Source organism: Ruegeria sp. BA12 (genome assembly GCF_056539625.1).
In genome coordinates this window covers 202,898-225,848 of the sequence record NZ_JBQFVF010000002.1, presented here as the reverse complement: position 1 = coordinate 225,848, position 22,951 = coordinate 202,898, and the positions used below count along the sequence as shown (strand labels likewise).

Below are 22,951 nucleotides of genomic sequence, written 5' to 3'. Positions count from 1 at the left end.
TGTTTAGAAACCGGGGCTGGTGCCTTGCAGGACACCGTGTTCCAGCGCGTATCGGGTCAGGCCCGCAGTGGATGAGATACCCAGTTTGCGTTTGATGTTCTTGCGGTGAGTTTCCACCGTGCGCACAGAGATTTCCAAGGTCTGCGCCACCTCTTTGTTGGACTTTCCCTGCGCCAGTTCCAGCAGGATGGTCTGCTCACGGCCGGTCAGCGCCTCACGTGCGCTGTCTTGTTTGGGCTGCAGCGACCCGCTGGCACCGGTGCAAAGGTACTGTTCGCCGCGCATCACCGCGTCGATGGCCTGTTTGATCTCATCCGTCGGTACGTCCTTGAGGACATAACCCTTGGCCCCGTGGTTCAGTGCGGTCGAAATGTATTCGGGGCTGTCATGCATCGACAGGATCAGGATGCGGGTCTCGGGCAGGCGCTCCAAAATCATCTCGGTGGCGCTGAGCCCGCCTAGGCCAGGCATGTTCAGATCCATCAGGATCACATCGGGGGACAGATCGGCAACTTGATCAACGGCTTCTTGCCCGGTGCCTAGTGTGCAGACCACTTCGATGTCGGGATAGCTTTCAAGGATCGACTGAATCCCTTCGGCCACCATCGGGTGGTCATCCACGATCAGGACCCGGATCGACTGTGCGCTCATGTACCGGCCTTTCGGTTCGGAGTTGCGTCTTCCTGCGGCGGAAGCAAGTGGCTAAGCGGCAGGGTAACCTCGATCACGGTGCCGCCGTGCGGGCTGCGTGATGACAGAATACGCAGTGATCCGTCAAGCTGTTCGATGCGTTCCTGCATGTTGCGCAGCCCGATCCCGGTGCTGACGCCTTCAGCCTCGCGGGGCAGGCCGCGACCATTGTCGGTGATGCGCATGGTGGCACCCTTTTTGTGACCGCGCAGATCAATTGTAACATGCGTTGCGTCGGCGTGGCGTTCGATATTGGTCAGGGCTTCTTGTGCGATACGGTAAAGGGCGATCTTGGCGTCCTGATCCAACCGGTTTCGAAACACGACGGTCGAGAATTCGGTCTCAATCCCCGTACGCTCGCGGAAATCGTCGGTCAGCGCCTTCACTGCGGGGCCAAGGCCCAGATCGTCCAGCACACCTGGGCGCAAATCGCGGCTGATGCGGCGCACCTCGGTGATTGCGGTGCCGAGATGCTCTATCCCCTTGTCCAATGGGGCGTGGGCCCCGTCGTCATCGCCCCGCGCAAGCCGCCGCCGGGCATTGTCCAGCGCGTAGCGTACACCGACGAGTATCTGGCTGATCCCGTCATGCAGTTCGCGCGCCACTCGGCCCCGCTCTTCCTCTTGCGCGTCGAGAACCCGTTGCGTCAGTTCCTTCAGCTTGGCATCCGCCAGCCGCCGTTCCCGGAAATTCAGGAGCATGCCGGATGCAAAAACGACCAGCACTGCCGCCAAAGTAATTCCGCCGATATAATAGAATGTCCGGCGTACACGGGCCTCGACCTCGGCCCGGGCGGCGGCGATCGATGCGACAACATCGTCAATGAACACCCCGGTTCCAACAGCCCACTGCCAGCTGGGAAAGCTGGTGACGTAGGTGATCATCTGTGCCTCTTCCCCGGTCGAAGGTTTAGGCCACAGATAGGTGTGATACCCCGCACCTTGTCGAGCGATCCGGATCAGTTCGTCCACGACTGGTGTGCCTTCACTGTCGGTCAGGCCACTCCAGTTCTTGTTGATCAGATCGGTTTGGCGCGGGCTGACCAGATTGGTACCGTCATAGTCATAGACAAAAAAGAACCCGTCATCGCCGTAGATCATTGCCGACAGGATTTGCGCGACCTGATCCTTGGCCGCCTGATCATCGGGTTGGGCCGAGCCGTAGACAAAGTAAAATCCGTTGCGAGCCTGGGTGACATAGTTGCGCAGTTCGGCCTTTTTGGCTTCGATCAGCTGTGCCTCAAGCTGATCGATTTCACGTTCGGCCAGTTTGCGCGACTGATGCGCGACGAGAATGGCAATCGCCGCCACGGCCACAATCAGCGGCAGTGTTGCCAGCAGCGACAGCTTTTGCGCGTAATTCGGTCGAAAGACGTTGCGGAATCTCCCCATATCTCTGCGATAGGCAAATTTCACAAAAAAAGCAAAGTCGGACCGTTCAATGCCGGGAATAGGTAGGTGCCGAGTAAAAAATCGCGGTGAATCCAGCGGTTTGACCCAACGAATGACCGTTTCTACGTAGTAGTAGGTATTTTCATCTTCAATTGCATGGATATGATCCGCCCCATCGACAACGATCAACTGCCCCAAGAGGCAGACCATGACTTTGGGAGGACTGACTATATGGATCGTCGTTCATTTTTGAAAACCACGGCACTAGGCAGCAGCGCGGCTGCAGCTACCGCGCTGGCAGCACCGGCATATGCGCAGGGCAAGCGGACCCTGACGATGGTGACATCCTGGCCGCGTGGCTTTGCCGTTCTGGATGACGCAGCCAGCTATATGGAGCAGATGGTCGGCGAGATGTCCGACGGTCAGCTGACCATCGACAAGAAGGCCCCGGGTGAACTGGTGGGCGCGCTGGAAGTGTTCGACGCCGTGTCGTCGGGCCAGGCTGACATGTACCACTCGGCCGACTACTACTTTATCGGTCAGCACCCCGGTTACGCCTATTTCACCGCTGTGCCGTTTGGTGGTACCGCGCAGGAACTGACTAACTGGTACTACCATGGCGGCGGCGAAGAGCTGCACGACGAGCTGGGTCAGATCTTTAATCTCAAGGGCCTGCTGGCCGGCAACTCGGGCTCGCAGTCCGGTGGCTGGTTCCGTAACGAGATTAACTCGGCCGCAGACTTCAACGGTCTGAAGTTCCGTATGCCCGGTCTGGGTGGCAAGGTGCTGGGCAAACTGGGCGCCTCGGTTCAGAACATCCCCGGCGGCGAACTGTATCAGGCGCTGTCTTCGGGTGCGCTGGACGGTCTGGAGTGGGTTGGCCCGATGGCGGACGAACGCGCCGGCTTCCAAGAAGTTGCCAAGGTCTACTACACCGCAGGTTTCCATGAGCCGGGCTCGGGTCTGGCCGCATCGGTCAACCTGGATGTCTGGAATGACCTGACACCGGCACAGCAGGCAATCCTGCGCTATGCGTCGATGGCCACAACCCACTATCAGTTGGCCGAAACGCTGGCCAACAACGGTGCCGCACTGGCGCGTCTGCAATCGCAGGGCGTCAAAACGCTGCAATTCTCGGACGACGTTTGGGACGCGTTCGGCCAGGCATCCGCCGAGGTCATGGACGAGAACATGAATGACGAGTTGTTTGCCAATATCCGCGGTTCGTTCGAAGAGTCGCTGGCGACGTCGGCCTCGTGGATCAACAAGTCGGATGGATACTACGTCCAGCAGCGCGTTCGCGTTCTGGGTGGCTAAGTAGGCGCCGGAAATCTCAGAGGCCTCACGAAAGTGGGGCCTCTTTTCAATACATATTCTCTGAATCCTGCGACCCCTGCTAAGGTGAAAGTCACAGATATTCAGCTGAGTGAGGGACATCATGGACGACAGCAGCTCGGTTGGTTTGACCGACGCTCTTGCCGCAGTTGGCGGCGGGATTGTCTGGGTTCTGCAAAATCTGGCCCAAGCCTTCTATAACATTGGCTACGCACTGACCCATCCAAGCCTCTGGCTGGATTGGTCCGATAAAGAAGCTGTCATGCGCTTCGTCTACTATGGCGGATCGGTTGAGTTCTTCTTTGCCGTTTTTGCAGTTTTTCTGGTTATCACGATCATCGGCATGGTCCGCAACAACTTCATGTGGGGGTGTGTGCGCGGACTTGAGGGGTTCACCAACACGCTGGGCCGTTTCTTTGCCTGGGCTGGTCTGCTGATGGTGCTACAGCAAATCATCATCGTGATCATGCAGCGGATTTTCACCCGCCCCGACATCGTGATCGCCTTTGGCATTCCGCTGCAATACGACATCAGTTGGTACGCTGAAATGTTGAAGTTTTACAACGCTTTGGTGGTGTCTCTTTGTGTAGGGTACACCTTTGTGCAGGGCGGGCATGTGCGGGTTGATCTGTTCTATGCCCCGGCACGGTTCGGCACCAAAAAGGTGATCGACATGCTGGGCTCGGTGTTCTTCATGATGCCGCTGGCGGTGCTGGTCTGGATGTATGGCTGGTACTTCATGTGGCGGCACCTGATCGTGCCGAAACCCTCGGCCAGTGACACGCTGGAGCGGCTGCTGCTGAAATCGAAGGCGATGCGCTGGAATGTCGAAACCATAGGCTTCAGCCCCAACGGTTTCACTGCGTATTTCCTGTTCAAGATCATGCTGGTGGCCTTTGCCGGGCTGGTCTTCCTGCAAGCAATAGCATTCCTGTACCGGTCGTATCTTGAATACGTGGAAGGACCGGACAGTGCTGGAAAATACCTCGACAAGGATAGCCTTGGTGAGGGTGAAGAAGCCTACGAAGGCGCGCATTAGGGACGGAGAACCAGACAATGCTATTCGGACTTGATGGCGTCGAGATAGGCCTCATTATCGTATTTTTCTGCCTTTTCGGAGGCATCCTTTCCGGGTTCCCGGTGGCTTTTGCCATCGGTGGGGCTGGTATCATCTCATTCGGGATCATCGCGGCATTGGACAGTGCCGGGTTGCTGGTGCATCAGGCCATCGACTCGGGCACGCAGGCCTATCGGGATCTGGTGAATTCGGGCGTCAAACCTGACACCATATCTGTTTTCCGATACCCGGAATTGCCAACCATTGGCGAGCCGGTCTTCCCCTCTGGCTGGGAAACTGCGCTGGACCGCAACGTCTCGTTCATTGTGAACCGTATCAACGAACGTGTTCTGGCCGGGCAATCCATCGAAACCCTGTTGGCCGTGCTGATGTTCGTCCTGATGGGCATCACGTTGGAGCGTTCAAAGATCGCCAACGATCTGCTGACCACAATGGCGCGTGTTTTTGGCCCGTTGCCGGGTGGTCTGGCCGTGTCGATCGTGGTTGTGGGGGCGTTTCTGGCGGCTTCGACCGGGATTGTGGGCGCGACCGTTGTGACCATGGGTTTGCTGGCGCTGCCGACCATGTTGCGAAACAACTACTCGCCTGAACTGGCAACCGGTGTGATCGCGGCCTCGGGGACGTTAGGGCAGATCATTCCACCCTCTATCGTGATTGTTCTGCTAGGCACGCTGGCTGGTGATCTGTATTCGACCGCACAGGAAACCCGCGCGGTTGAGGCCGGGTGTACCGACGCGCTGACCTATCTGGGAGAGCCTGCGGTGGTCTCGGTCGGCACATTGTTCCAGGCGGCCTTGCTGCCGGGGATCATGCTGGCCTTGCTGTATGCGCTTTATGCCTTCGGCTATGCGTTGATGAACCCCGAAAAAGCCCCGGCCGTGGAACTGGGCGGCGGTGGTGGTGAACCGATCACCCGCGGTGAAGGTCTGACTTGGCTGCTGGGGGCGCCGGTCGCACTGATCGTAGGGGCCGTTCTGCTGGGCAGCACAGGTGTGATCGGCAGCCAGAACATCACTGTTTCGGCTTTCTCGGATATCGGCGAGGGTGCTTCGCTGCGCACCAACGTATCTGAGGAATGCAAGGTCTCGATGATCGAACTGCACGGTCAATCCGCCTGGGATCAGGCCGTGGCCGAGCAGCAAGCGTTGGATGAGGCGGGCGGTGTTTCTCAGGCTCAGCGCCTGACCGAAGAAGAGCTGGCCGCTGCGCAGGAGGCCAAGATTGCCGCTACTGCACCCATTGGTACTGGTGTCGCGGTTATCGTTGTGCTGCTGGGTCTGACCTTGCTGTTTGGTCGCGGCATAGCACCGTCGCAATCCACACAACCACTGATCATTGGATCCATCGGCCTGTTGTTGATGGTGCTGGTGGATCTGTTGCTGATTGCGCCGACGACCTCGTCAGGGGTGGCCTTCGTGATCATGGCGATACCGTTTGCGCTTGCGATCTATGGCTGCAAGTTCGCGGCTGAACGCTGTGCCACAAATGATCTGATCCGTGTGGTCTTTCCACCGCTTGTTCTGATCATCGCGGTGCTGGGTTCGATTCTTGGCGGCATTACCAACCCGACACCGGCGGCTGCGCTGGGTGCGGGCGGGGCGATCATGCTGGCGGCATATCGCAAGCTGCAGGATCAGGGGCGCTCGGGGAAGGTGATCATCTGGTCAACTTTCGCCGTCATCATCTGCATGCTGATGGGCATAAATTTCGATCTGCGCATCAATCAAGGCGATGTCTCGGTCGAAAGCTGGATCGCCTTCATCTTTGCCTACGCGGCTTACCTCTATGCGCTGTTCGGATTGATCTTTGCCTGCTGGGTTCTGTTCTCAAGCGGAGTTCTAACCCCGGTTGTGCGCGAGACGGCCAAGGTAACGTCGATGGTCTTTACCATCCTGATCGGATCGCAGTTGTTAAACCTGGTGGTGATCTCGTTTGGCGGCGAGCATTACATTCAGCAGTTCCTGCGCAGCTTTGACAACGAGTTCACGGTCTTCCTGATCGTGATGTTGGTGCTGTTCATCCTGGGCTTTGTGTTGGATTTCCTCGAGATCATCTACATCGTGATCCCCATCGTGGGTCCGGTGATCTATGGCGGGTCGTTTGATCCGAAATGGGTGACAATCATGGTGGCGGTGAACCTGCAGACCTCGTTCCTCACGCCACCGTTCGGGTTTGCGTTGTTCTACCTGAGGGGGGTTGCACCGAAAGAGGTGACGACGGGCCATATCTATCGTGGGATCATACCATTTGTGATCATTCAGGTGGTGGGGATTGGTATCCTGTGGTCCTTCCCGTCGATTGTGACCATCGTGCCGGATCTGATCCCGAATTGATTGGTTACTGTGATCCAACGGAAAAGGGGGCCGATTGGCCCCCTTTGCTTTTTGGATTGTTGAATGGGCCAGCCCCTTCTTGGCCTGCGGCCAATTCAACCCCGAGAAATTTTTTGGCCAGATGAAGGCAGGTCAGGTGAACTGAATCAGGTCCCAACGATTTCCGAACGGATCGCGCCAAACGGCGACCCAACCGTAGGGTTCTTGTCTGGGGTTTTCTTCGAAATGGACGCCTTTGGATAACATTTCGGCGTGATCGCGTTCGAAATCATCCGTTTGCAGAAAGAAGCCAACGCGGCCTCCGGTCTGATTGCCCACGGCGGCGATCTGGTTTGGACCGTCTGCCTGCGCCAGCAACAATGACCCAGTATCTGATCCCGGAGGAGACACGAGCACCCAGCGTTTGCCACCGCCCAGGTCAACGTCTTGCGTCAGGGTGAAGCTGAGTTTTTGGGTGTAGAACGCAATAGCTGCATCGTAATCCGGCACCACAAGGGTGACGGCGTATAGTGTTTGGCGCATGGAAGTTTAGCCCTAGGTCGGGTGGCGGTCGGGCAGTTGAATACTGGCGACCTGCTCGGCAATCGGCGCGGTGGATAGCGGGTGGTGCTTGCCGTCCGCCAGTTCAGACGGATTGTTGATACGCTTCCAATTGCCTTGGATATAGGCTTCGAGCCCTGAAAACCGCGCCTTGTACCCCATCTTGGGGCTGCCTGGTACCCAGTAGCCCAGATAGACGTAGGGCAGGCCAGCCTCGCGAGCGATGTTGATGTGATCGAGGATCATGTACGTTCCCAGAGAGCTTTGCGGCTGTTCAGGGTCATAGAAGGAATAAACCATGCTAAGCCCGTCATCCAAAACGTCAGTCAGGCTGACGGCGATCAGCTCTCCGTTTTCGGGGTCGGCATATTCCACCACGCGGCTGCGGATCGGAGTTTCTTCGATCATTGCGGCGAATTCGAACACATCCATATCGGCCATACCGCCATCGGCGTGGCGTGTGTCCAGATAGCGGCGGAACAGTTCGTATTGCTCATCAGTTGCCCAAGGCGAGTTTGCACGGCGCTGTAGGTAGGCATTGCGTTTGGCCGTGCGCTTTTGGCTTTTGCTGGGGCGAAAAGCCGACACGTCGATGCGGGCCGACAGACAGGCTGCGCAATCAGTGCAGGATGGGCGATAAAGCACGTTTTGAGAACGGCGAAACCCCTGTTGCGACAAGGAATTGTTCAGCTGATCGGCACCTTCGCCCTGTAGGGCGGTGAACAGCTTACGCTCCATCCTGCCCTCAAGGTAAGGGCAGGGTTGCGGGGCCGTCACATAAAATTGCGGCGCGATGGGCAGCGTGTGTCGCATGAAGGTTCCGTGTTTCCTGACACAGGATGATAACAACGGTTCCCTGAGCCGCCAAGTGATTCAATTGGCAGATATTTAAGCCCGCTGGTTGATCATGACCGTGCCAAGGAACGAATCCGTTAGGCCCTGACAACGTGCGCTGGTCAGCATCATGATGACCGAGATGATCTGAACCACGAAAAACGCCATGCTGATGAAATACCCGGCGGTATGAGCCACGGCTTTGCCCATATCCAGACGGGACCCGAATGCGTCCCGCAATTCAATGCCCATGAAACGCATGCCCAGTGTCGCCGATCCGTTGGCGATGGTAACAACGCGGTAAACAAAGCTGATGACGCCATAGATCAAGGGCAGAAACAGCAGCCCCGCGCCGAATGTCAGGAAAACCGGCACGATGCACAGCAGCGAAATGAAGGCGATATCAAACAGCCACGCGACAAAGCGTTTGGTTGCTACCGACTGGTAGAACTCAGGCTGGGTATCAGGGTCGGGCAGGTGGGTCATGTTGTAATATCCGGATATTGTTCGGAAATTACCCTGTCCCGGATGGCGGGACAGGGCAAGCTTTGATCAGGCGCGCTCGCCGTTTTCGGGCTCGTCGTGGTTTTCGCGGGCGCGTTCGTCCATGAACTGGTCGAATTCAGCCTTGTCCTTGGCGTCACGCAGGCGGCGCAGGAAGGCTTCGAAGTCCTGCTGTTCGCGTTCAAGCCGCGCCAGAGTGTCTGCCTTATAGGCATCAAACGCGCTGTTGCCCGAGGGTTTCATAGCGCTCATGTGACTGTGCCAGGACTTGCGGCGGCTGCAGGATTTACTGAACATGCGTTTGCTCCAGATCATGTAGGCCAACAGGGCCAGGCCAACGGGCCAGAAGAAGATGAAACCAAGGACCATGACGGCGATCCAGGCGCCTTTGCCTTTGTCATCAAGCCAAGTTTCGATGCGGTGCAGCCATCCCGGATTTTCTGGGACGGCGGGGTCGGACAGTGCGGTCATTTGGGGTCTCCGGGGTTGATGTAAATCGTTTTCACATTGATAAGATGGGAAGCAGATGGTTGGTTGCAAGGGGTCGATGTGAAAAAGATTTACATTATGCGTCGAGGCCGAGTTTGGTTGACGTCACCCAGAGAACAAAGCAGTTTGCAAAAATGTCTGTCGAAGAACGAAAAACCGCCCCGTCACTTGCCGAAATTCTGGAACTGGAAAAGCAAGTCTGGACTGCACTAGTTGAAGGCAATTCCTCGGCCGACCGGGCGTTGCTGAGCGCGGATTTTCTGGGGGTCTATCCCACCGGGTTCGCCAACCGCGATGATCATGTCGGGCAATTCGCTGATGCGCCAACGATGTCGCGGTACGAGTTGAGCGAGACAAAACTGCGGGTTCTGAACGCTGATATTGTCCTGTTGTCCTATCGTGCCGATTACCAACGCCCGGACAGTGATGCTTGGGAGGCGATGCTGATCTCTTCCCTGTGGGAGCGCCGCCATGACGTCTGGGTCAACAGTTTCAGTCAGGACACTCCATTGGAGGCGCAATGACCGGTCCGCTGACCATCCACCGTGTTCCGCGGGCGTTTGATGCATCGCTGGGTGATGAAGCGCTGAATGCGGTATCTGGTATCGCGCCTGAACAAGGGGAGCTGATTGCAGGGACGGCGGGTTCGAGTCCATACCTAAAGGGATTGATCGAACACGAACGCGATTGGTTGCCGCCGGCCTTGCAAGAGCCCGATCAGGCTTTTGCGGATGTGATGGATGCAGCGCGTGCCTTTCCACCGGATCAGTTGAAATCCGGTTTGCGGCAAGCCAAGCGGCGCATGGCTTTGCTGACCGCGCTGGCTGATCTGGCGGGCGCGTGGCCGTTAGAGAAAGTGACCGCTGCGCTGACGGATTTCGGTGCGCTGGCTGCGGATGTTGCCGCCAAGGCCGAGATCGCGGCACTGATCCGGCGCGGCAAGCTGCCGGGGATGACCGAAGATGATGTGGAAACCGCCGCCGGGATGATCATTCTGGCCATGGGCAAGATGGGCGCGCACGAGCTGAACTATAGCTCGGATATCGACCTGATCGTTCTGTTTGATGAGACCCGCTTTGACCCCGATGATTTCTTCGATGCGCGTCAGGGTATGGTGCGGGCCACGCGCAATTTTTGCGCCACGCTCAGCGACAAGACCGCTGATGGGTATGTGTTCCGCACTGACCTGCGATTGCGTCCCGATCCGGCGGTGACCCCGGTCTGTTTGGCGACCGAGGCGGCCGAGCGGTATTATGAAAGCCTTGGCCGCACCTGGGAAAGGGCAGCTTATATCAAGGCGCGCCCATGTGCCGGTGACATTGCCGCCGGGCAACGCTTTCTTGATGCATTGCGCCCCTTTGTCTGGCGCAGGCATCTGGATTTCGCCGCCATTCAGGACGCGCATGACATGCGTCTGCGCATTCGCGAGAATAAAGGCACCGGCGGCACGCTGACCATTCCCGGCCACGATATGAAGCTGGGGCAGGGTGGCATTCGTGAGATCGAATTCTTCACCCAGACCCGCCAGTTGATCGCGGGAGGTCGCGACCCTGACCTGCGCGTGCGCGGCACGGTGCCCGGTCTGGCTGCATTGGCCGGAAAAGACTGGATACCGCAGGACGTGGCCGAAAAGCTGACCGACCACTACCGCTCCCACCGCGAGGTCGAACATCGCATTCAGATGGTTCACGATGCTCAGACCCATAAGGTGCCCCAATCACCGGATGGGATCGAACGCGTTGCCTGCCTGATGGGGATGAACAGCGCCGAGTTGACCGCAGATCTGACCCGTCGTCTGACCGAAGTGCATGAGCTGACCGAGGGGTTCTTTGCCCCAGGATCTTCGACGCCCGCACCTGCCGGTGAGACCGGTTTTGACCAAAATGTCCTGGCCCGCTGGACCACCTATCCAGCGCTACGCTCGCAACGCGGCGCGCGGATCTTTGAACGTCTCAAGCCCGAGCTGCTCTCACGTCTGTCGAAAACTGCAAAACCGGACGAGGCACTGCGGGCGCTGGACGGTTTTCTTGCAGGGTTGCCAGCAGGTGTGCAGCTGTTTTCCCTGTTCGAGGCTAATCCCCACCTGATCGACCTGCTGGTCGATATCGTGGGCACCTCGCACGCATTGGCGGCGCATCTGTCCCATAACGCCGCCGTGTTTGACGCGGTGATTGGGGGCAGTTTCTTCAGCGACTGGCCAGGGCAAACGGCACTTCAGTCTGATCTTGAGCAGGCGCTGCAGCAGGAAACGGACTATGAAACGCAGCTGGATTTCGCACGTCGCTGGTGCAAGGAATGGCATTTCCGTATCGGTGTACATCACCTGCGCGGTCTGATTGACGGTGTGCAGGCCGGAAAGCAATATGCCGAACTGGCCAGCGCTGTTATAGCCGCGATCCTACCTTGCGTGACTGAACAATTCGCCAAGAAGCACGGACCTGCGCCGGGGCGCGGGGCGACTGTACTGGGTATGGGATCGCTGGGGGCAGGGCGGATCAACTCGCAATCCGATCTGGACATGATCGTGATCTATGACCCACTGGATCAGGACATGTCGGACGGTCCGCGCCCTCTGGCCACGCGTACCTATTACGCCCGGTTCACACAGGCGCTGATCACGGCGCTCTCTGCTCCGATGTCGCAGGGGCGGCTTTATGAGGTCGACATGCGCCTGCGCCCGTCTGGCAATCAGGGGCCGGTGGCGACCAGCTGGGCCAGCTTCACCAATTACCAGCGCAACGAAGCCTGGGTTTGGGAGCATTTGGCCTTGACCCGTGCCCACGTGGTCGCAGGCGACGCGGGTTTGACGCAGGATATCGAGAGCTTCCGCGCTGATTTTCTGGCGCAACCGGAAGACCGCCAGAAGGTCCTGCGCGAAGTGTCCGAAATGCGCGCCCGTTTGGCCGCCGCCAAATCCCCAGCGGGGATATGGGATGCCAAGAACGGCGCCGGGCGGATGATGGATATCGAACTGATGGCCGAAACCGGGGCACTACTGTCTGGTGTGACACAGCGCGACGTGCAGTCTGGGTTGGACGGCACTGTCGCTGCCGGTTTGCTGGACGTCGCGCAAGTGCAAACGCTCAAGGATTGCTACGATTTATGCTGGTCTGTGCAATGCGCTGCCCGGCTGCTGTCGGGTAAAGTGATCGAAGCGGACAAGATCGGCGAGGGCGGCGCGGCTTTCCTGTGTCGGGCCACCGGGTTCGAACAGGTCGAACACCTGCAGGGCGCGCTGCAGGACAGTTACACCGCCGCCGCCGGTATTATCGGTCGCGTGCTTGAGGAGGGGCAAGATGCCGCGCAATGACGATCCAAACGATCACAAGGGCCTGATCCGCGAGGCGTACCGCATCGACGGCATCACGCTGCCCGAATGCCGCAGCATTTTTCTGGACTGGGCGCTGAGCCTGCCTGCGGATCGCGATCAGACACAGGCCCTTACTGCATTACACGCCATCTATGCCGCGCAAGAGGCCGATCATCCGATGACACAAGTGCTGGCCGAAGGGCTACAATCGGCTCAGACACCCAAGAGGCGCGGCGGCTGGCGGTCCCGGTCTCGCTAGGGCTTTTCCCCCGGCGCGTTCACCACTATGAGGGCGTCATGACCCAAGCCACCGACCGCCCCCGTATCCGCCTGAAACCCAAAGCCAACGCGCGCGGCCTGCGCCATGGCTTCCCGTGGGTCTATGCCAACGACATTGTCACCGACCGGCGTACACGCAAGATACCGGTTGGCGCTTTGGCCGTGCTGGAGGATGACAAACGCGCGCCCATTGCGTTGGTCGCCGTGAACCCCGAGTCGAAAATCATGTGCCGCGTACTGGATCGCGACCTTGACGCCGATCTGAATGCTGAATGGTTCGAATCCCGCCTGCGCCGCGCTTTGGACATGCGCGAACGCCTGTTTGACGCCCCCTATTACCGCCTGATCCACGCCGAAGCGGATGGCTTTCCTGGCGTGATCATTGACCGCTTTGGTGATGCCTGCGTGATCCAACCCAATGCCGCCTGGGCCGAGGCGCATCTGGAAACGCTGACCGATGCGTTGGTTGCTGTGACGGGTGTGACAACTGTGCTGAAAAATGCCTCGGGCCGCACTCGGGGACTGGAAGGGCTGGATGATGAAAACCAGACCTTGCGTGGAACTGCGCCTGACGCTCCGCTGCCGGTGCCAATGAATGGCGCGACCTATATGGCTGATCTTACCGGAGGCCAGAAAACCGGCCTGTTTTACGACCAACGCCCCAACCATGCATTCGCTGCACGGCTGGTGCAGCCGGGTGCGCAAGTGCTGGACGTGTTCAGCCATGTGGGCGGTTTTGGTCTGGCGATGCTGGCTGGCGGTGCGGCGCAGGCCCTGTCTGTCGATGGTTCGGCTGCGGCGCTGGACTTGGCGACAAAGGGTGCCGAGGCTTCGGGATGTGCGGATCGATTTGAAACCCGTCAGGGCGATGCGTTCGAGGTGCTGACCAAATTGGGCGAAGAAGGCGCGCAATTTGACGTTGTCATCTGTGATCCACCCGCTTTTGCGCCGTCGAAACAAGCCCTGGACGCGGGCCTGCGCGCTTATGAGCGTATCGCACGGCTGGCCGCACCGTTGGTGAAACCGGGCGGCTATCTGGGGCTTTGTTCTTGTTCACACGCAGCCGATCTGGGTCGGTTCCGCGACGCGTCCTCGCGGGGGATTGGCCGGGCAGGGCGGCAGGCACAACTGATCCACACGGGGTTTGCCGGCCCCGACCACCCGCAACTGCCGCAACTGGCTGAAAGCGGGTATCTCAAAGCCGTGTTTTACCGGCTGTGAAGGCGGTTCTGGATACCTGCGTCATCTACCCCACGGTGATGCGAGAGATGCTGTTGGGCGCTGCTAGATTGGGTCACTTCACGCCGATCTGGTCTCCTCGTATCCTCGAGGAATGGGCCCGTGCCGCCCGCAAACTGGGTCCGGAGGGCGAGGCGCAGGCCCGTGCCGAAATCGCCCTGACGCAGGCGCAGTGGCTCAAGGCCGAACGCGCGGCCAATCCGGGGCTTGAACAACGCCTCTGGCTGCCCGATAGCGCCGATATTCACGTTCTCGCCACCGCCGTTGAGGCCTCGGCCGATGTTATCGTCACCGTGAACGCCAAGGATTTCCCAAGAAATATTCTGTCGGAAGAAGGGCTTGAACGCCGCGATCCTGACGGCCTGCTATATGGATTCTGGATGGACGACCCCGACGGCATGGCGGAACTCGCCGACCGTGTTTTAGCCGAAGCCAACCGGCTGTCCGGTGATCAATGGACCTTGCGCGCGCTGATGAAAAAGGCCCGTCTGCCAAGGTTGGGCAAGGCGCTCAGCCATTAGGCCGTATCCAACTTCATCTGGTTAATAATATCCCGGTGGGGCTGGCCCCACTCTTTCGAACCTAACCGCCCGCGCCCCAACGCTGCTCAAGGGCTTCCAGCGCTGCAATCCGCTCATCCGTTTTGGGATGACTCATCAGCCAGGCCGGAGTAACACCCGCGCGCTGTTGTGTCAGGTCTTCCAACTTGTGAAACAGCGACTTTTGCGGCCCAATCCCGATCCCGGCCTTGGTCAGCAGAGCGGCGGCATATTCATCCGCCTCATATTCATCGCTGCGCGAAAGGCGCGAGGCCAGCAGGTGGGTCAGCATATTGGCAATCCACGCGCCGATGAAGGGAATGAACCGGTTCAACAGCATCATCAAAGCCGCCCGCAATGCGTTCTGGCCGGAAAAATCGATCATCCGCCGCCGCGCATGCCCCAGCGCAACATGTCCCAGCTCATGTGCAATAACGCTGGCCATTTCCTCGGCCGAAACCTCTCCGTTACGGAACTTGCGATAAAAGCCGCGCGTAATGAATATCCGCCCGTCAGCAGCCGCCAGACCGTTCACCGGGTCGATCTCGTAGATGTAAACCGGGACCCGGTCGATCTCGAGCGCGGCGGCCAGCCTGTCAGTCATGCGTTTCAGCACCGGATCAGCCAGTTCGGTCGATTTCGCATCCAGCTCTCGGTGCGTTCGCCAGACGGAAATCCGGTACATCACAAAGGCATAAGCAATCGCCAATAGGATCGGGGTCAATCGAAGCATGCACTAGATATGGCTCTGAGTGGGGGAATAGGCAACCAGCCTTAAACATTTGTGCAGTAAACAGAGCGGACGTCCAATTTTTGTCGAAATTCCCGGATAGCGAGAAAACGGTGTAAGAAATTCACTAGGATTCAATTGATTATGAAGAAGTTTTGTTTTCGCGCGTACAGAGCTTGCCTAAGATCAATGGGATTATACGGGCTTCTATTGTGTTTCATGGCTGCTTGGACACTGACTTTCGGTTGGTCTCAGGGAATGAGTATTGGACCGATGGCTTTGGCCACGCTGATTACACTCGGTTTCAGTGTAGCAATGACCAATTCAAAACTAACGCCGAATTGGTTGGCTGATCCGGATGGCATTGTAAAAGCACTAATCGTCTTTGTGGGTTCAGGCCCACTTATGCTTGTTTTTGGCGTGGCGGCCATCGCTGTCATTGGACCATTGGGTTTTGAAACACAGTTGGGTAAATCGCTGTCCATTCTGGTCGCGTTTCCCGCTTTGGTGTTGGGAACTGTGATGGGTTGGGCGGCCCTGTTCTACGGGATTTTGCCTAATAAAGACCAATCCGTCCCGCCAGCGCGGCCCAGTTTTCCTCTGCCGGAGTAAACCACCGAAAACGCAATCCTGCGCGACCTGCGTCAATCGCGCACGAGCAGTTGATCCTGACTTAACGCGTCAATTCCTTCATTCCCTGCTCCAGTCCGGCCAGGGTCATCGGCACCATGCGATCCTCAAAAATTTCCTGGATCATCCCGATCGAGTGGGTGTATTCCCAGTATTTCTCGGGCAACGGGTTGATCCACAGGTTTGACGGCCATTGTTCGCGGGCGCGTTGCAGCCAGACCTGTCCGGCCTCTTGGTTCCAATGCTCGTTGGCGCCGCCTGGATAGGCGATCTCGTAGGGGCTCATCGAGGCATCGCCGACAAAGATGCATTTGTAGTCCGAGCCATAGGTGCGCAGCACCTCATGCGTGGGGGTCTTCTGATCCCAACGGCGGCGGTTGTCGCGCCAGACGCCTTCGTACAGGCAATTGTGAAAGTAGTAGTACTCCAGATGCTTGAACTCGGTCCGGGCGGCCGAGAACAGTTCTTCGACCACTTTGATATGCGGATTCATTGAGCCGCCGACGTCCAAAAACAGCAGCACTTTGACAGCGTTGTGGCGTTCGGGGCGGGTTTTCACATCCAGATAACCATGTTCGGCTGTGGCTCGGATGGTGCCGTCCAGATCCAGCTCTTCCGCCGCACCTTCACGCGCCCAGCGACGCAGGCGTTTCAAGGCGACCTTGATATTGCGCGTGCCCAGTTCAACTGTGTCGTCCAGGTTTTTGAATTCACGCTTGTCCCAGACCTTGACCGCACGCTGATGGCGGCTTTCGTCCTGACCGATGCGCACACCTTCGGGATTATATCCATAGGCCCCGAACGGAGAGGTGCCAGCGGTGCCGATCCATTTGTTGCCACCCTGATGGCGGCCTTTCTGATCCTTTAGGCGCTCGCGCAGCGTCTCCATCAGTTTGTCGAACCCACCCATGGCTTCGATTTCGGCTTTTTCTTCTTTTGAGAGGTGTTTTTCGGCCATCTTTGCCAGCCAATCGGCGGGAATGTCGACTGCCTCAAGAACCTGTTCAAAGCTGATCTCGTCCAGCCCTTCAAAACTGGCGGCAAAGGCGCGGTCGAATTTGTCGATGTTGCGTTCATCTTTCACCATCGACACGCGGGCGAGGTAATAAAACGCCTCGACATCATATGTGGCCAGACCCTTTTTCATGCCCTCAAGAAAGGTCAGGTATTCGCGCAAGGATACGGGAACGCCCGCTTTTCTGAGATTTTCGAAAAAGGGCAGGAACATGGGTCAGACCACAAAACGTATGAGTATAAGGGACAGCACAAGGCCGACCAATGCAAAGGCAATGCCATACCCGGCTGCATATTGCGCCATGTCGGCGCCGGTGCCGTTGCGCTTGCGCGCTGTTATCGCCCCAAGGATTGCCCCCAAAATCGCCATTCCCAGAATTACGACCATGCGTTATCCGCCTCTGTTGTTGGGGGATCCTTCCGCAACTTCCTGATTAAGCGACCGGACCACCGTTTCCGAGCCGAACCCGTAACGTGCCCATCCCAGACTGTCCAGCCTGACAGAGCGTGCCTCAGCCGTCCGGCCCGCCTGATTGAGGGCTTCGGATTTCAGAAGCAACAATGTCGCCAGTTGCGAGGCATTTTCGGCCCGCATCATCACGTCGATGGCCTTATCCAATTCGGGCAGGGCTTCGGGGCCTTTGCCTAGTGCTAGAGCAAAAGCGGCAGTCTGTGTAGTGATATAGGCCTGATGGATTTCGGTGCCGGGGGTTGCGCGCAAGTATTGCAAAGCGGTCTGATAATTGCGCAGCGCGTCCTGCGGTTTGTCGAACTGACCCATCCGCCCCATCAGGTAATAGGGATAGGCGCGGCGATGATCGGTCCAGCCCTGTTCCTGACCGATCCGCGCGGCCTTTTGCGCGGCCCGCAGGCGCCGTTGCGTATTCAGTTGCGGGCGCAGGGATTTTTGAACCGCATTGATCCATTCACGCGGCGTTTCAGATAGCGGCTGCATTGGTATGTTCTCGCCACGCGGGTTCAGGCGCCTCAGAATACCGGGCAGAGCGGCCTCAACCTGTTCGCTTGTCATTCCGCTGCGCAGTTCGGGCGCGTAGGCCGTGCGCAGGATCAGCATGTCAAACCCGGTAAGGACAGTATGGATATTGTCATCGTTGAACACTGAATCCGGCAGATGATACAGATCGTTCAGCGGTCCCAGTGACTGCGCAATCTCTTCATGCAGGCAATCGCGTTTTTCCTGCGGGCTGACGTCGTATGGAATAAAGATGCCCAGACGTTCGCGGCTGCGCAGCCGGCTCCAGCTGCTTATCTGTTTGCGCCGGTTGCGGCGGTACTCTTCAAAGCTCGAAGAGTTCGGCACCACGAAACAGGCCGCCTGTGGCAGAATTTCATGGATCTCTGCCTGACTGACGGCTTCGATTGTGATGTTGGCCGTGCCGTCCGAAATCTGTTGAATGTCGATCCCGGCCTCGCGGCGCAGGCGGGTCAGCAATTGAGTCAGGTCGCGCTGCATCGAGGGCGTAGGTGAGCCGGTCAGACGCACGGTGATCGGCGTTTCAAACCGCGTGAATACCGGCAGTTTCGCGCCCCCTTCCAACGCGAAATGTAACGATACGAAATCCGCCGCGATATTGGCGTTCGACCGGCCCGGTGGCATCGGGAACGCGCGGGTGAATGTCTTGGCCGGGGGCAACGTCTCTTCAATCGCCTGCACGCGAGTTGGTACTTCGGTCGTCTCAACCGCTGCGCAGCCTGCCAGCGCCACACCTGCAACAAGGGCCAGCCATCGCATCATGGGCGCTGATACCGGATAAAGGGCGTCTGTTTGCCGATGCGGTCATAAAGTTTGCGGGCGGTGTGGTTGAAATCCTGCGTCAGCCAATAGACTGAAGGCGCGCCCTGTCGGTCGGCTTCATCATACACCGCCTGAATCAGAGCGCGGCCGACTCCGGAACCACGCGCCTGGGGGCGGGCGAACAGGTCTTGCAAGTAGCACACGGATTCAACCTTCCACGCGTGGCGGTGGAAAAGGTAATGCGTGAGACCAACAAGCCGCCCGTTTTGTTCCGCAACAAAACATGAGAAATCGTGCGGATCGTCGCCCAGCAATCGTGCGAAGGTGCTGTCATAGATCTCATCTGCGACCGTTGTTTCATAAAACGCCAGATAGTCGCGCCACATGTCGGACCATTCAGCGCGGTCTTCGGGCCGCAAGGCGCGGATGGTCAAAGTGTCAGTCAATCACAGGGTCCCGTCTGATCCGGTCATAGGTAGCCCGGATAAAACGGACCGCCACCTGCAATGCTGACAGCCAGACCTGTCCAAGGCAAGCAGCGATCACCAGATGCTCAACAGGTTTAGCGTTTGCTGCGCGCCATAAAGGCCAGTCGCTCGAACAGATGCACGTCCTGTTCGTTCTTCAGCAACGCACCGTGCAGCTTGGGCAAAGCGTTCGCACCATCGCGTTTCAGGTCTTCGGACGTCAGGTCTTCGGCCAACAGCAGTTTCAGCCAATCCAGCACTTCGGAGGTTGAGGGCTTTTTCTTCAGCCCCTGCGTTTCGCGGATTTCATAGAATTGCGTCAGGGCAGTGGTCAGCAACGCATCTTTGATACCGGGGTGGTGGACCTCGACGATCCGGCGCATGGTCGCCTCGTCAGGGAAGCGGATATAGTGGAAGAAACAGCGGCGCAGAAACGCGTCGGGCAGTTCCTTTTCATTGTTCGAGGTGATGATGACGATGGGGCGGTGTTTGGCCCGGATGGTCTCACCAGTCTCGTAAACATGGAACTCCATCTTATCGAGTTCCTGCAGCAGATCGTTGGGAAACTCGATATCCGCCTTGTCGATCTCGTCAATCAGCAGAACAATCTTCTCGTCGGCCTCAAACGCCTGCCACAGCTTGCCCTTACGGATGTAGTTGGACACGTCATGCACGCGTTCTTCACCCAGCTGACTGTCACGAAGCCGGCTGACCGCATCGTATTCGTACAGACCTTGTTGCGCGCGGGTGGTGGATTTCACGTTCCACTCGATCATGCGCAGCCCCAGTGCGCCTGCCACCTGTTTGGCCAGTTCTGTTTTGCCCGTGCCAGGTTCCCCCTTGACCAGCAAGGGGCGTTCCAGCGTCACGGCAGCATTCACCGCAATGGTCAGGTCATCGGTGGCAACATATTCGGCGGTGCCTTGGAAACGTGCGGTCATGGGCCCCTCGTTTGGTTTTGCGCAATCTGTGTTGTTCGGGTTACAGAGAGGCGATGATTTTGACAAGCGGGCCACGGCGTCGCGGGATCAGATTTTCGTAACGACTCCAATCCCTTTTGCGTGATTCGACGTCCGGCGGGTGCCGTGTCTGTTGGGGATCGCCTAATTTTCGCCTGACAATTTCCACAGTATAACAAGGTTTTGTTGTTATTTGTCTCATATTTAGACATGCCGGGGACGTGACGTATTAAGACGACGTTTGTGTAGTGACATTCGTGCGTGCGTCGGATACATGCACCGCAGAAGGGAGTGCCAAATGTCAGGTCAAACAACAGCAACCGACGTTACTGGCCATACCGAGGGAGCAAAAATGAAGCAGGAAGTTTTTCTGCCGGAGGATTATCGCCCGGCCGAAGATGAACCTTTCATGAATGACCGTCAGCTTGAGTATTTTCGCCGCAAGCTGCTGGATTGGAAGAATGAACTATTGGCGGGCAGCCGCGACACGATCGAAGGGCTGCAGGACAACACCCGTAACATTCCGGACGTTGCAGACCGCGCAAGCGAGGAAACAGATCGCGCGCTGGAGCTGCGGACCCGCGACCGTCAGCGCAAGCTAGTTGCCAAGATCGACTCGGCCCTGCGTCGCATCGAAGAGGGCGAGTACGGCTATTGCGAAAAGACGGGCGATCCGATTTCGCTGAAACGTCTGGATGCGCGTCCAATCGCGACCATGACGCTTGAGGCGCAGGAACGTCACGAGCGTCGCGAAAAGGTCCACCGCGACGATTGATCGCTGGAACTTTGGTACTAATTCAAACGCCGGGGCCTGTTGCTCCGGCGTTTTTGCGTTAAGCCGGTGCCATGGATATCAACGGTCTGAAATTCAATGTCATCGGCGGCGGAATAGGGGGGCTGGCAGCCTCTTTGGCACTGCGGCAACGCGGGGCGCAGGTCACGGTTCTTGAGCAGGCTCCGGCCCTGACTGAGGTTGGCGCAGGATTGCAGATCAGCGCCAACGGCATGGCGGTTTTGCGGGCGCTGAATGTGTTAGGGGATAAGCCCGAGGGCGGGCAGTTGTCTCACGGCACAATTCTGCGAGATTATCGCAACGGTCGAGTAATAAGCCGTATTCCCGCACCGGCGGCCGGACCGACCTACTATTACCATCGCGCAGATTTGCTGGACCTGTTGCGCCGGGCGGCTTTAGAGGCGGGCGTTACTATCCAGCTGGGCGCGCAGGTGGCGCAGGTTCTCCAACATCCGGCAGAGGCGGAAATCGTTCTCAATGACGGCGAACGCTTGCGGTGCGACTGTGCTATCGCGGCGGACGGGGGCCGCAGCACCATACGTCCGACCCTGAACGGGCCAGAGGCCCCTCAGTTTACGCACCAGATTGCCTGGCGTGCGACTATCCCCTTGTCAGAACGAGAGGAGATGCCTTGCGCCTCACTGACAATGGGGCCTGGACGCCACGTCGTCACCTATCCGTTGCGCGATCAGCAACTGATGAATGTGGTGGCAATTGAGGAACGCTCGGACTGGCAAGAGGAAGGCTGGCGGCTGCAAGGCGATCCGAATGATCTGCGCGCGCGTTTTGCCGATTTCGGGGGGCCAGTGGGCGATATTCTGTCTGACGTGACCGAAACCCATCTTTGGGCCCTGTTCCTGCGGCCTGTGGCGCAAAGCTGGCAGAACGGGCGGTTGGCGCTGCTGGGCGACGCCGCGCATCCGACCTTGCCCTTTATGGCGCAAGGGGCCTGTTTGGCGTTAGAGGATGCGTGGATTCTAGCCCGCACCTTCGAAGAAAAACCCGATGTGACACAAGCTCTTGCTGCCTATGAAACCCGCCGTCGCCCAAGGGCCAAACGAGTTGTGGCTACCGCCGGAGCCAACGCGCGAAATTTTCACCTGCGCGGTCCCATGCGACTGGCGGCACAGATGGTGCTGATGGCCGTTGGACCAAGGCTTTCGAAAAAATATGAGTGGATCTATGCCTACGACCCGACCGCATGATTGATTACAGGTCGAGCTGAACCCAGACTGGCACGTGGTCCGACGGTTTCTCATGCCCTCGCACGGCTGCATCAATCTGGCAGTCTTGCATCAGATCGGCAGCCTGAGGTGTCAGCAGAAAGTGATCGATACGAATGCCATCGTTCTTGTTCCACGCACCCGCCTGATAGTCCCAGAATGAGTAGTGACCAGGTCCTTGTGTGCGGGCCCGAAACGCTTCGGTAAAGCCCAGATTGAGGATTTTGCGAAACGCCGCACGGCTTTCCGGTCGGAACAAGGCATCCTCGCGCCAGGCATCCGGGCGGGCGGCATCTTCGGCCTGTGGGATGATGTTGTAATCTCCCGCCATAAGTGCCGGTTCTTCGCTGGCCATCAGTTCGCGCGCCCGATGATACAGCCGTTCCATCCAGGCCAGCTTATAGTCGTATTTCGGTCCGGGTACCGGGTTGCCGTTGGGCAGGTACAACCCGCAAATCCGCAGCGCTTGCTTGCCGATCACGGTCGCTTCGATCCAGCGCGCCTGTTCGTCCTCGTCATCTCCGGGCAGGCCACGGGACACATCCTCAAGTGGAAGTTTTGATAAGATGGCGACGCCGTTAAAACTTTTCTGGCCGTGGGTTTCGACGTTATAACCACGTTCCTCAAATATCTCGCGCGGGAAGTTTTCATCGACCGACTTGATTTCCTGCAATAGGACGACGTCAGGTTGTGCTTCGTCAAGCCACCGGGGCAGAGCTTCGGCCCGCGCTTTGATGCCGTTGATGTTAAACGTGGCGATTTTCATGCGCGATCCTCCGGCTGACTGCCGGTTGATCTATCCCTCAACCACGCGGGCA

General features: G+C 58.1%; 24 protein-coding genes. 11 read left to right on the top strand and 13 right to left on the bottom strand.

Translation table 11 applies throughout. The features are described 5' to 3' along the window. Positions 1-3: 3 nt before the first annotated feature. Both ACR0B0_RS06640 and ACR0B0_RS06635 read right to left on the bottom strand, forming a co-directional pair. Complete coding sequence (locus ACR0B0_RS06640) at positions 4-651, bottom strand: response regulator transcription factor (protein WP_170349009.1); 648 nt, start codon at positions 649-651, stop codon at positions 4-6. Beyond that, positions 648-2,081 carry a cache domain-containing protein gene (locus tag ACR0B0_RS06635; RefSeq protein WP_170349423.1) on the bottom strand — a complete coding sequence of 478 codons (1,434 nt, stop codon included), beginning with the start codon at positions 2,079-2,081 and terminating at the stop codon, positions 648-650. Before ACR0B0_RS06635 ends, ACR0B0_RS06640 begins: the two co-directional genes overlap by 4 nt. 231 nt (positions 2,082-2,312) lie before the next feature. Here ACR0B0_RS06635 and ACR0B0_RS06630 point away from each other — a divergent pair, with 231 nt between their 5' ends. The 3 genes from ACR0B0_RS06630 to ACR0B0_RS06620 all read left to right on the top strand — a co-directional run bounded on the left by ACR0B0_RS06630 (position 2,313) and on the right by ACR0B0_RS06620 (position 6,827). After that, on the top strand, positions 2,313-3,398 hold the full coding sequence (locus ACR0B0_RS06630; protein ID WP_170349008.1) for a TRAP transporter substrate-binding protein: 1,086 nt from the start codon (positions 2,313-2,315) through the stop codon (positions 3,396-3,398). 121 nt (positions 3,399-3,519) lie between these two features. Further along, entirely contained in the window at positions 3,520-4,455 is a 936-nt protein-coding gene (locus ACR0B0_RS06625) for a TRAP transporter small permease subunit (protein WP_170349007.1), read from the top strand. Positions 4,456-4,472: 17 nt separating this feature from the next. After that, entirely contained in the window at positions 4,473-6,827 is a 2,355-nt protein-coding gene (locus tag ACR0B0_RS06620) for a TRAP transporter large permease subunit (RefSeq protein WP_480646982.1), read from the top strand. A gap of 132 nt (positions 6,828-6,959) precedes the next feature. Here the strand turns inward: ACR0B0_RS06620 and ACR0B0_RS06615 are convergent, their stop codons facing one another. The 4 genes from ACR0B0_RS06615 to ACR0B0_RS06600 all read right to left on the bottom strand — a co-directional run bounded on the left by ACR0B0_RS06615 (position 6,960) and on the right by ACR0B0_RS06600 (position 9,176). Further along, positions 6,960-7,349: a VOC family protein gene (locus tag ACR0B0_RS06615; protein ID WP_480646980.1), complete on the bottom strand. Its 390-nt coding sequence runs from the start codon at positions 7,347-7,349 to the stop codon at positions 6,960-6,962. A 12-nt stretch (positions 7,350-7,361) separates the two neighbouring features. Then, positions 7,362-8,180, bottom strand: coding sequence for an arginyltransferase (locus ACR0B0_RS06610; RefSeq protein WP_480646978.1), 819 nt, complete (start codon positions 8,178-8,180; stop codon positions 7,362-7,364). Between the two features lie 75 nt (positions 8,181-8,255). Continuing rightward, entirely contained in the window at positions 8,256-8,687 is a 432-nt protein-coding gene (locus ACR0B0_RS06605; protein WP_170349003.1) for an RDD family protein, read from the bottom strand. Between the two features lie 66 nt (positions 8,688-8,753). Next, the gene (locus ACR0B0_RS06600; RefSeq protein WP_170349002.1) at positions 8,754-9,176 is read right to left on the bottom strand and encodes a DUF2852 domain-containing protein; all 423 of its coding nucleotides are present in this window, start codon (positions 9,174-9,176) and stop codon (positions 8,754-8,756) included. A gap of 152 nt (positions 9,177-9,328) precedes the next feature. On the opposite strand from ACR0B0_RS06600, the gene ACR0B0_RS06595 reads away from it, so the two are divergent. Genes ACR0B0_RS06595 through ACR0B0_RS06575 form a run of 5 tightly spaced genes read left to right on the top strand, consistent with a single transcriptional unit; the run spans position 9,329 to position 14,543 of the window. Further along, a complete protein-coding gene (locus ACR0B0_RS06595) occupies positions 9,329-9,718 on the top strand; it encodes a nuclear transport factor 2 family protein (RefSeq protein ID WP_170349001.1) in 390 nt (129 codons plus the stop codon). After that, positions 9,715-12,504: a [protein-PII] uridylyltransferase family protein gene (locus ACR0B0_RS06590; protein WP_170349000.1), complete on the top strand. Its 2,790-nt coding sequence runs from the start codon at positions 9,715-9,717 to the stop codon at positions 12,502-12,504. Before ACR0B0_RS06595 ends, ACR0B0_RS06590 begins: the two co-directional genes overlap by 4 nt. Beyond that, on the top strand, positions 12,491-12,763 hold the full coding sequence (locus tag ACR0B0_RS06585; RefSeq protein ID WP_170348999.1) for a hypothetical protein: 273 nt from the start codon (positions 12,491-12,493) through the stop codon (positions 12,761-12,763). Before ACR0B0_RS06590 ends, ACR0B0_RS06585 begins: the two co-directional genes overlap by 14 nt. 38 nt (positions 12,764-12,801) lie before the next feature. Continuing rightward, positions 12,802-14,004, top strand: a complete 1,203-nt coding sequence (locus ACR0B0_RS06580) for an RSP_2647 family RNA methyltransferase (RefSeq protein WP_480646976.1) — start codon at positions 12,802-12,804, stop codon at positions 14,002-14,004. Then, on the top strand, positions 14,001-14,543 hold the full coding sequence (locus ACR0B0_RS06575) for an RSP_2648 family PIN domain-containing protein (RefSeq protein WP_480646974.1): 543 nt from the start codon (positions 14,001-14,003) through the stop codon (positions 14,541-14,543). The genes ACR0B0_RS06580 and ACR0B0_RS06575 overlap by 4 nt, the downstream gene beginning before the upstream one ends. Positions 14,544-14,604: 61 nt before the next feature. On the opposite strand, the gene ACR0B0_RS06570 is transcribed toward ACR0B0_RS06575, so the two are convergent. After that, on the bottom strand, positions 14,605-15,294 hold the full coding sequence (locus ACR0B0_RS06570) for a M48 family metallopeptidase (protein ID WP_170358891.1): 690 nt from the start codon (positions 15,292-15,294) through the stop codon (positions 14,605-14,607). A gap of 255 nt (positions 15,295-15,549) precedes the next feature. Here ACR0B0_RS06570 and ACR0B0_RS06565 point away from each other — a divergent pair, with 255 nt between their 5' ends. After that, positions 15,550-15,903, top strand: a complete 354-nt coding sequence (locus ACR0B0_RS06565) for a hypothetical protein (RefSeq protein ID WP_480646972.1) — start codon at positions 15,550-15,552, stop codon at positions 15,901-15,903. Between the two features lie 61 nt (positions 15,904-15,964). Here the strand turns inward: ACR0B0_RS06565 and ACR0B0_RS06560 are convergent, their stop codons facing one another. The 5 genes from ACR0B0_RS06560 to ACR0B0_RS06540 form a co-directional block, all read right to left on the bottom strand. Beyond that, the gene (locus tag ACR0B0_RS06560; RefSeq protein WP_480646970.1) at positions 15,965-17,149 is read right to left on the bottom strand and encodes a vWA domain-containing protein; all 1,185 of its coding nucleotides are present in this window, start codon (positions 17,147-17,149) and stop codon (positions 15,965-15,967) included. A gap of 3 nt (positions 17,150-17,152) precedes the next feature. Then, complete coding sequence (locus tag ACR0B0_RS06555; protein ID WP_480646968.1) at positions 17,153-17,323, bottom strand: hypothetical protein; 171 nt, start codon at positions 17,321-17,323, stop codon at positions 17,153-17,155. 3 nt (positions 17,324-17,326) lie between these two features. Further along, a complete protein-coding gene (locus ACR0B0_RS06550; protein ID WP_480646966.1) occupies positions 17,327-18,691 on the bottom strand; it encodes a DUF2927 domain-containing protein in 1,365 nt (454 codons plus the stop codon). Then, positions 18,688-19,137 (bottom strand): GNAT family N-acetyltransferase, encoded by a 450-nt coding sequence (locus tag ACR0B0_RS06545; protein ID WP_367647911.1) that lies wholly within the window; start codon positions 19,135-19,137, stop codon positions 18,688-18,690. The genes ACR0B0_RS06550 and ACR0B0_RS06545 overlap by 4 nt, the downstream gene beginning before the upstream one ends. A 116-nt stretch (positions 19,138-19,253) precedes the next feature. After that, complete coding sequence (locus ACR0B0_RS06540; RefSeq protein WP_170348991.1) at positions 19,254-20,099, bottom strand: AAA family ATPase; 846 nt, start codon at positions 20,097-20,099, stop codon at positions 19,254-19,256. Positions 20,100-20,469: 370 nt separating this feature from the next. Between ACR0B0_RS06540 and dksA the strand changes: the two genes are divergently transcribed. Continuing rightward, a complete protein-coding gene (dksA, locus tag ACR0B0_RS06535) occupies positions 20,470-20,892 on the top strand; it encodes an RNA polymerase-binding protein DksA (protein WP_170348990.1) in 423 nt (140 codons plus the stop codon). A 71-nt stretch (positions 20,893-20,963) separates the two neighbouring features. Further along, positions 20,964-22,115: an FAD-dependent monooxygenase gene (locus tag ACR0B0_RS06530; RefSeq protein WP_480646963.1), complete on the top strand. Its 1,152-nt coding sequence runs from the start codon at positions 20,964-20,966 to the stop codon at positions 22,113-22,115. A 4-nt stretch (positions 22,116-22,119) separates the two neighbouring features. Here ACR0B0_RS06530 and xth read toward each other — a convergent pair whose 3' ends face one another. Further along, complete coding sequence (gene xth / locus ACR0B0_RS06525) at positions 22,120-22,899, bottom strand: exodeoxyribonuclease III (protein WP_170348988.1); 780 nt, start codon at positions 22,897-22,899, stop codon at positions 22,120-22,122. Between the last annotated feature and the right edge of the window lie 52 nt (positions 22,900-22,951).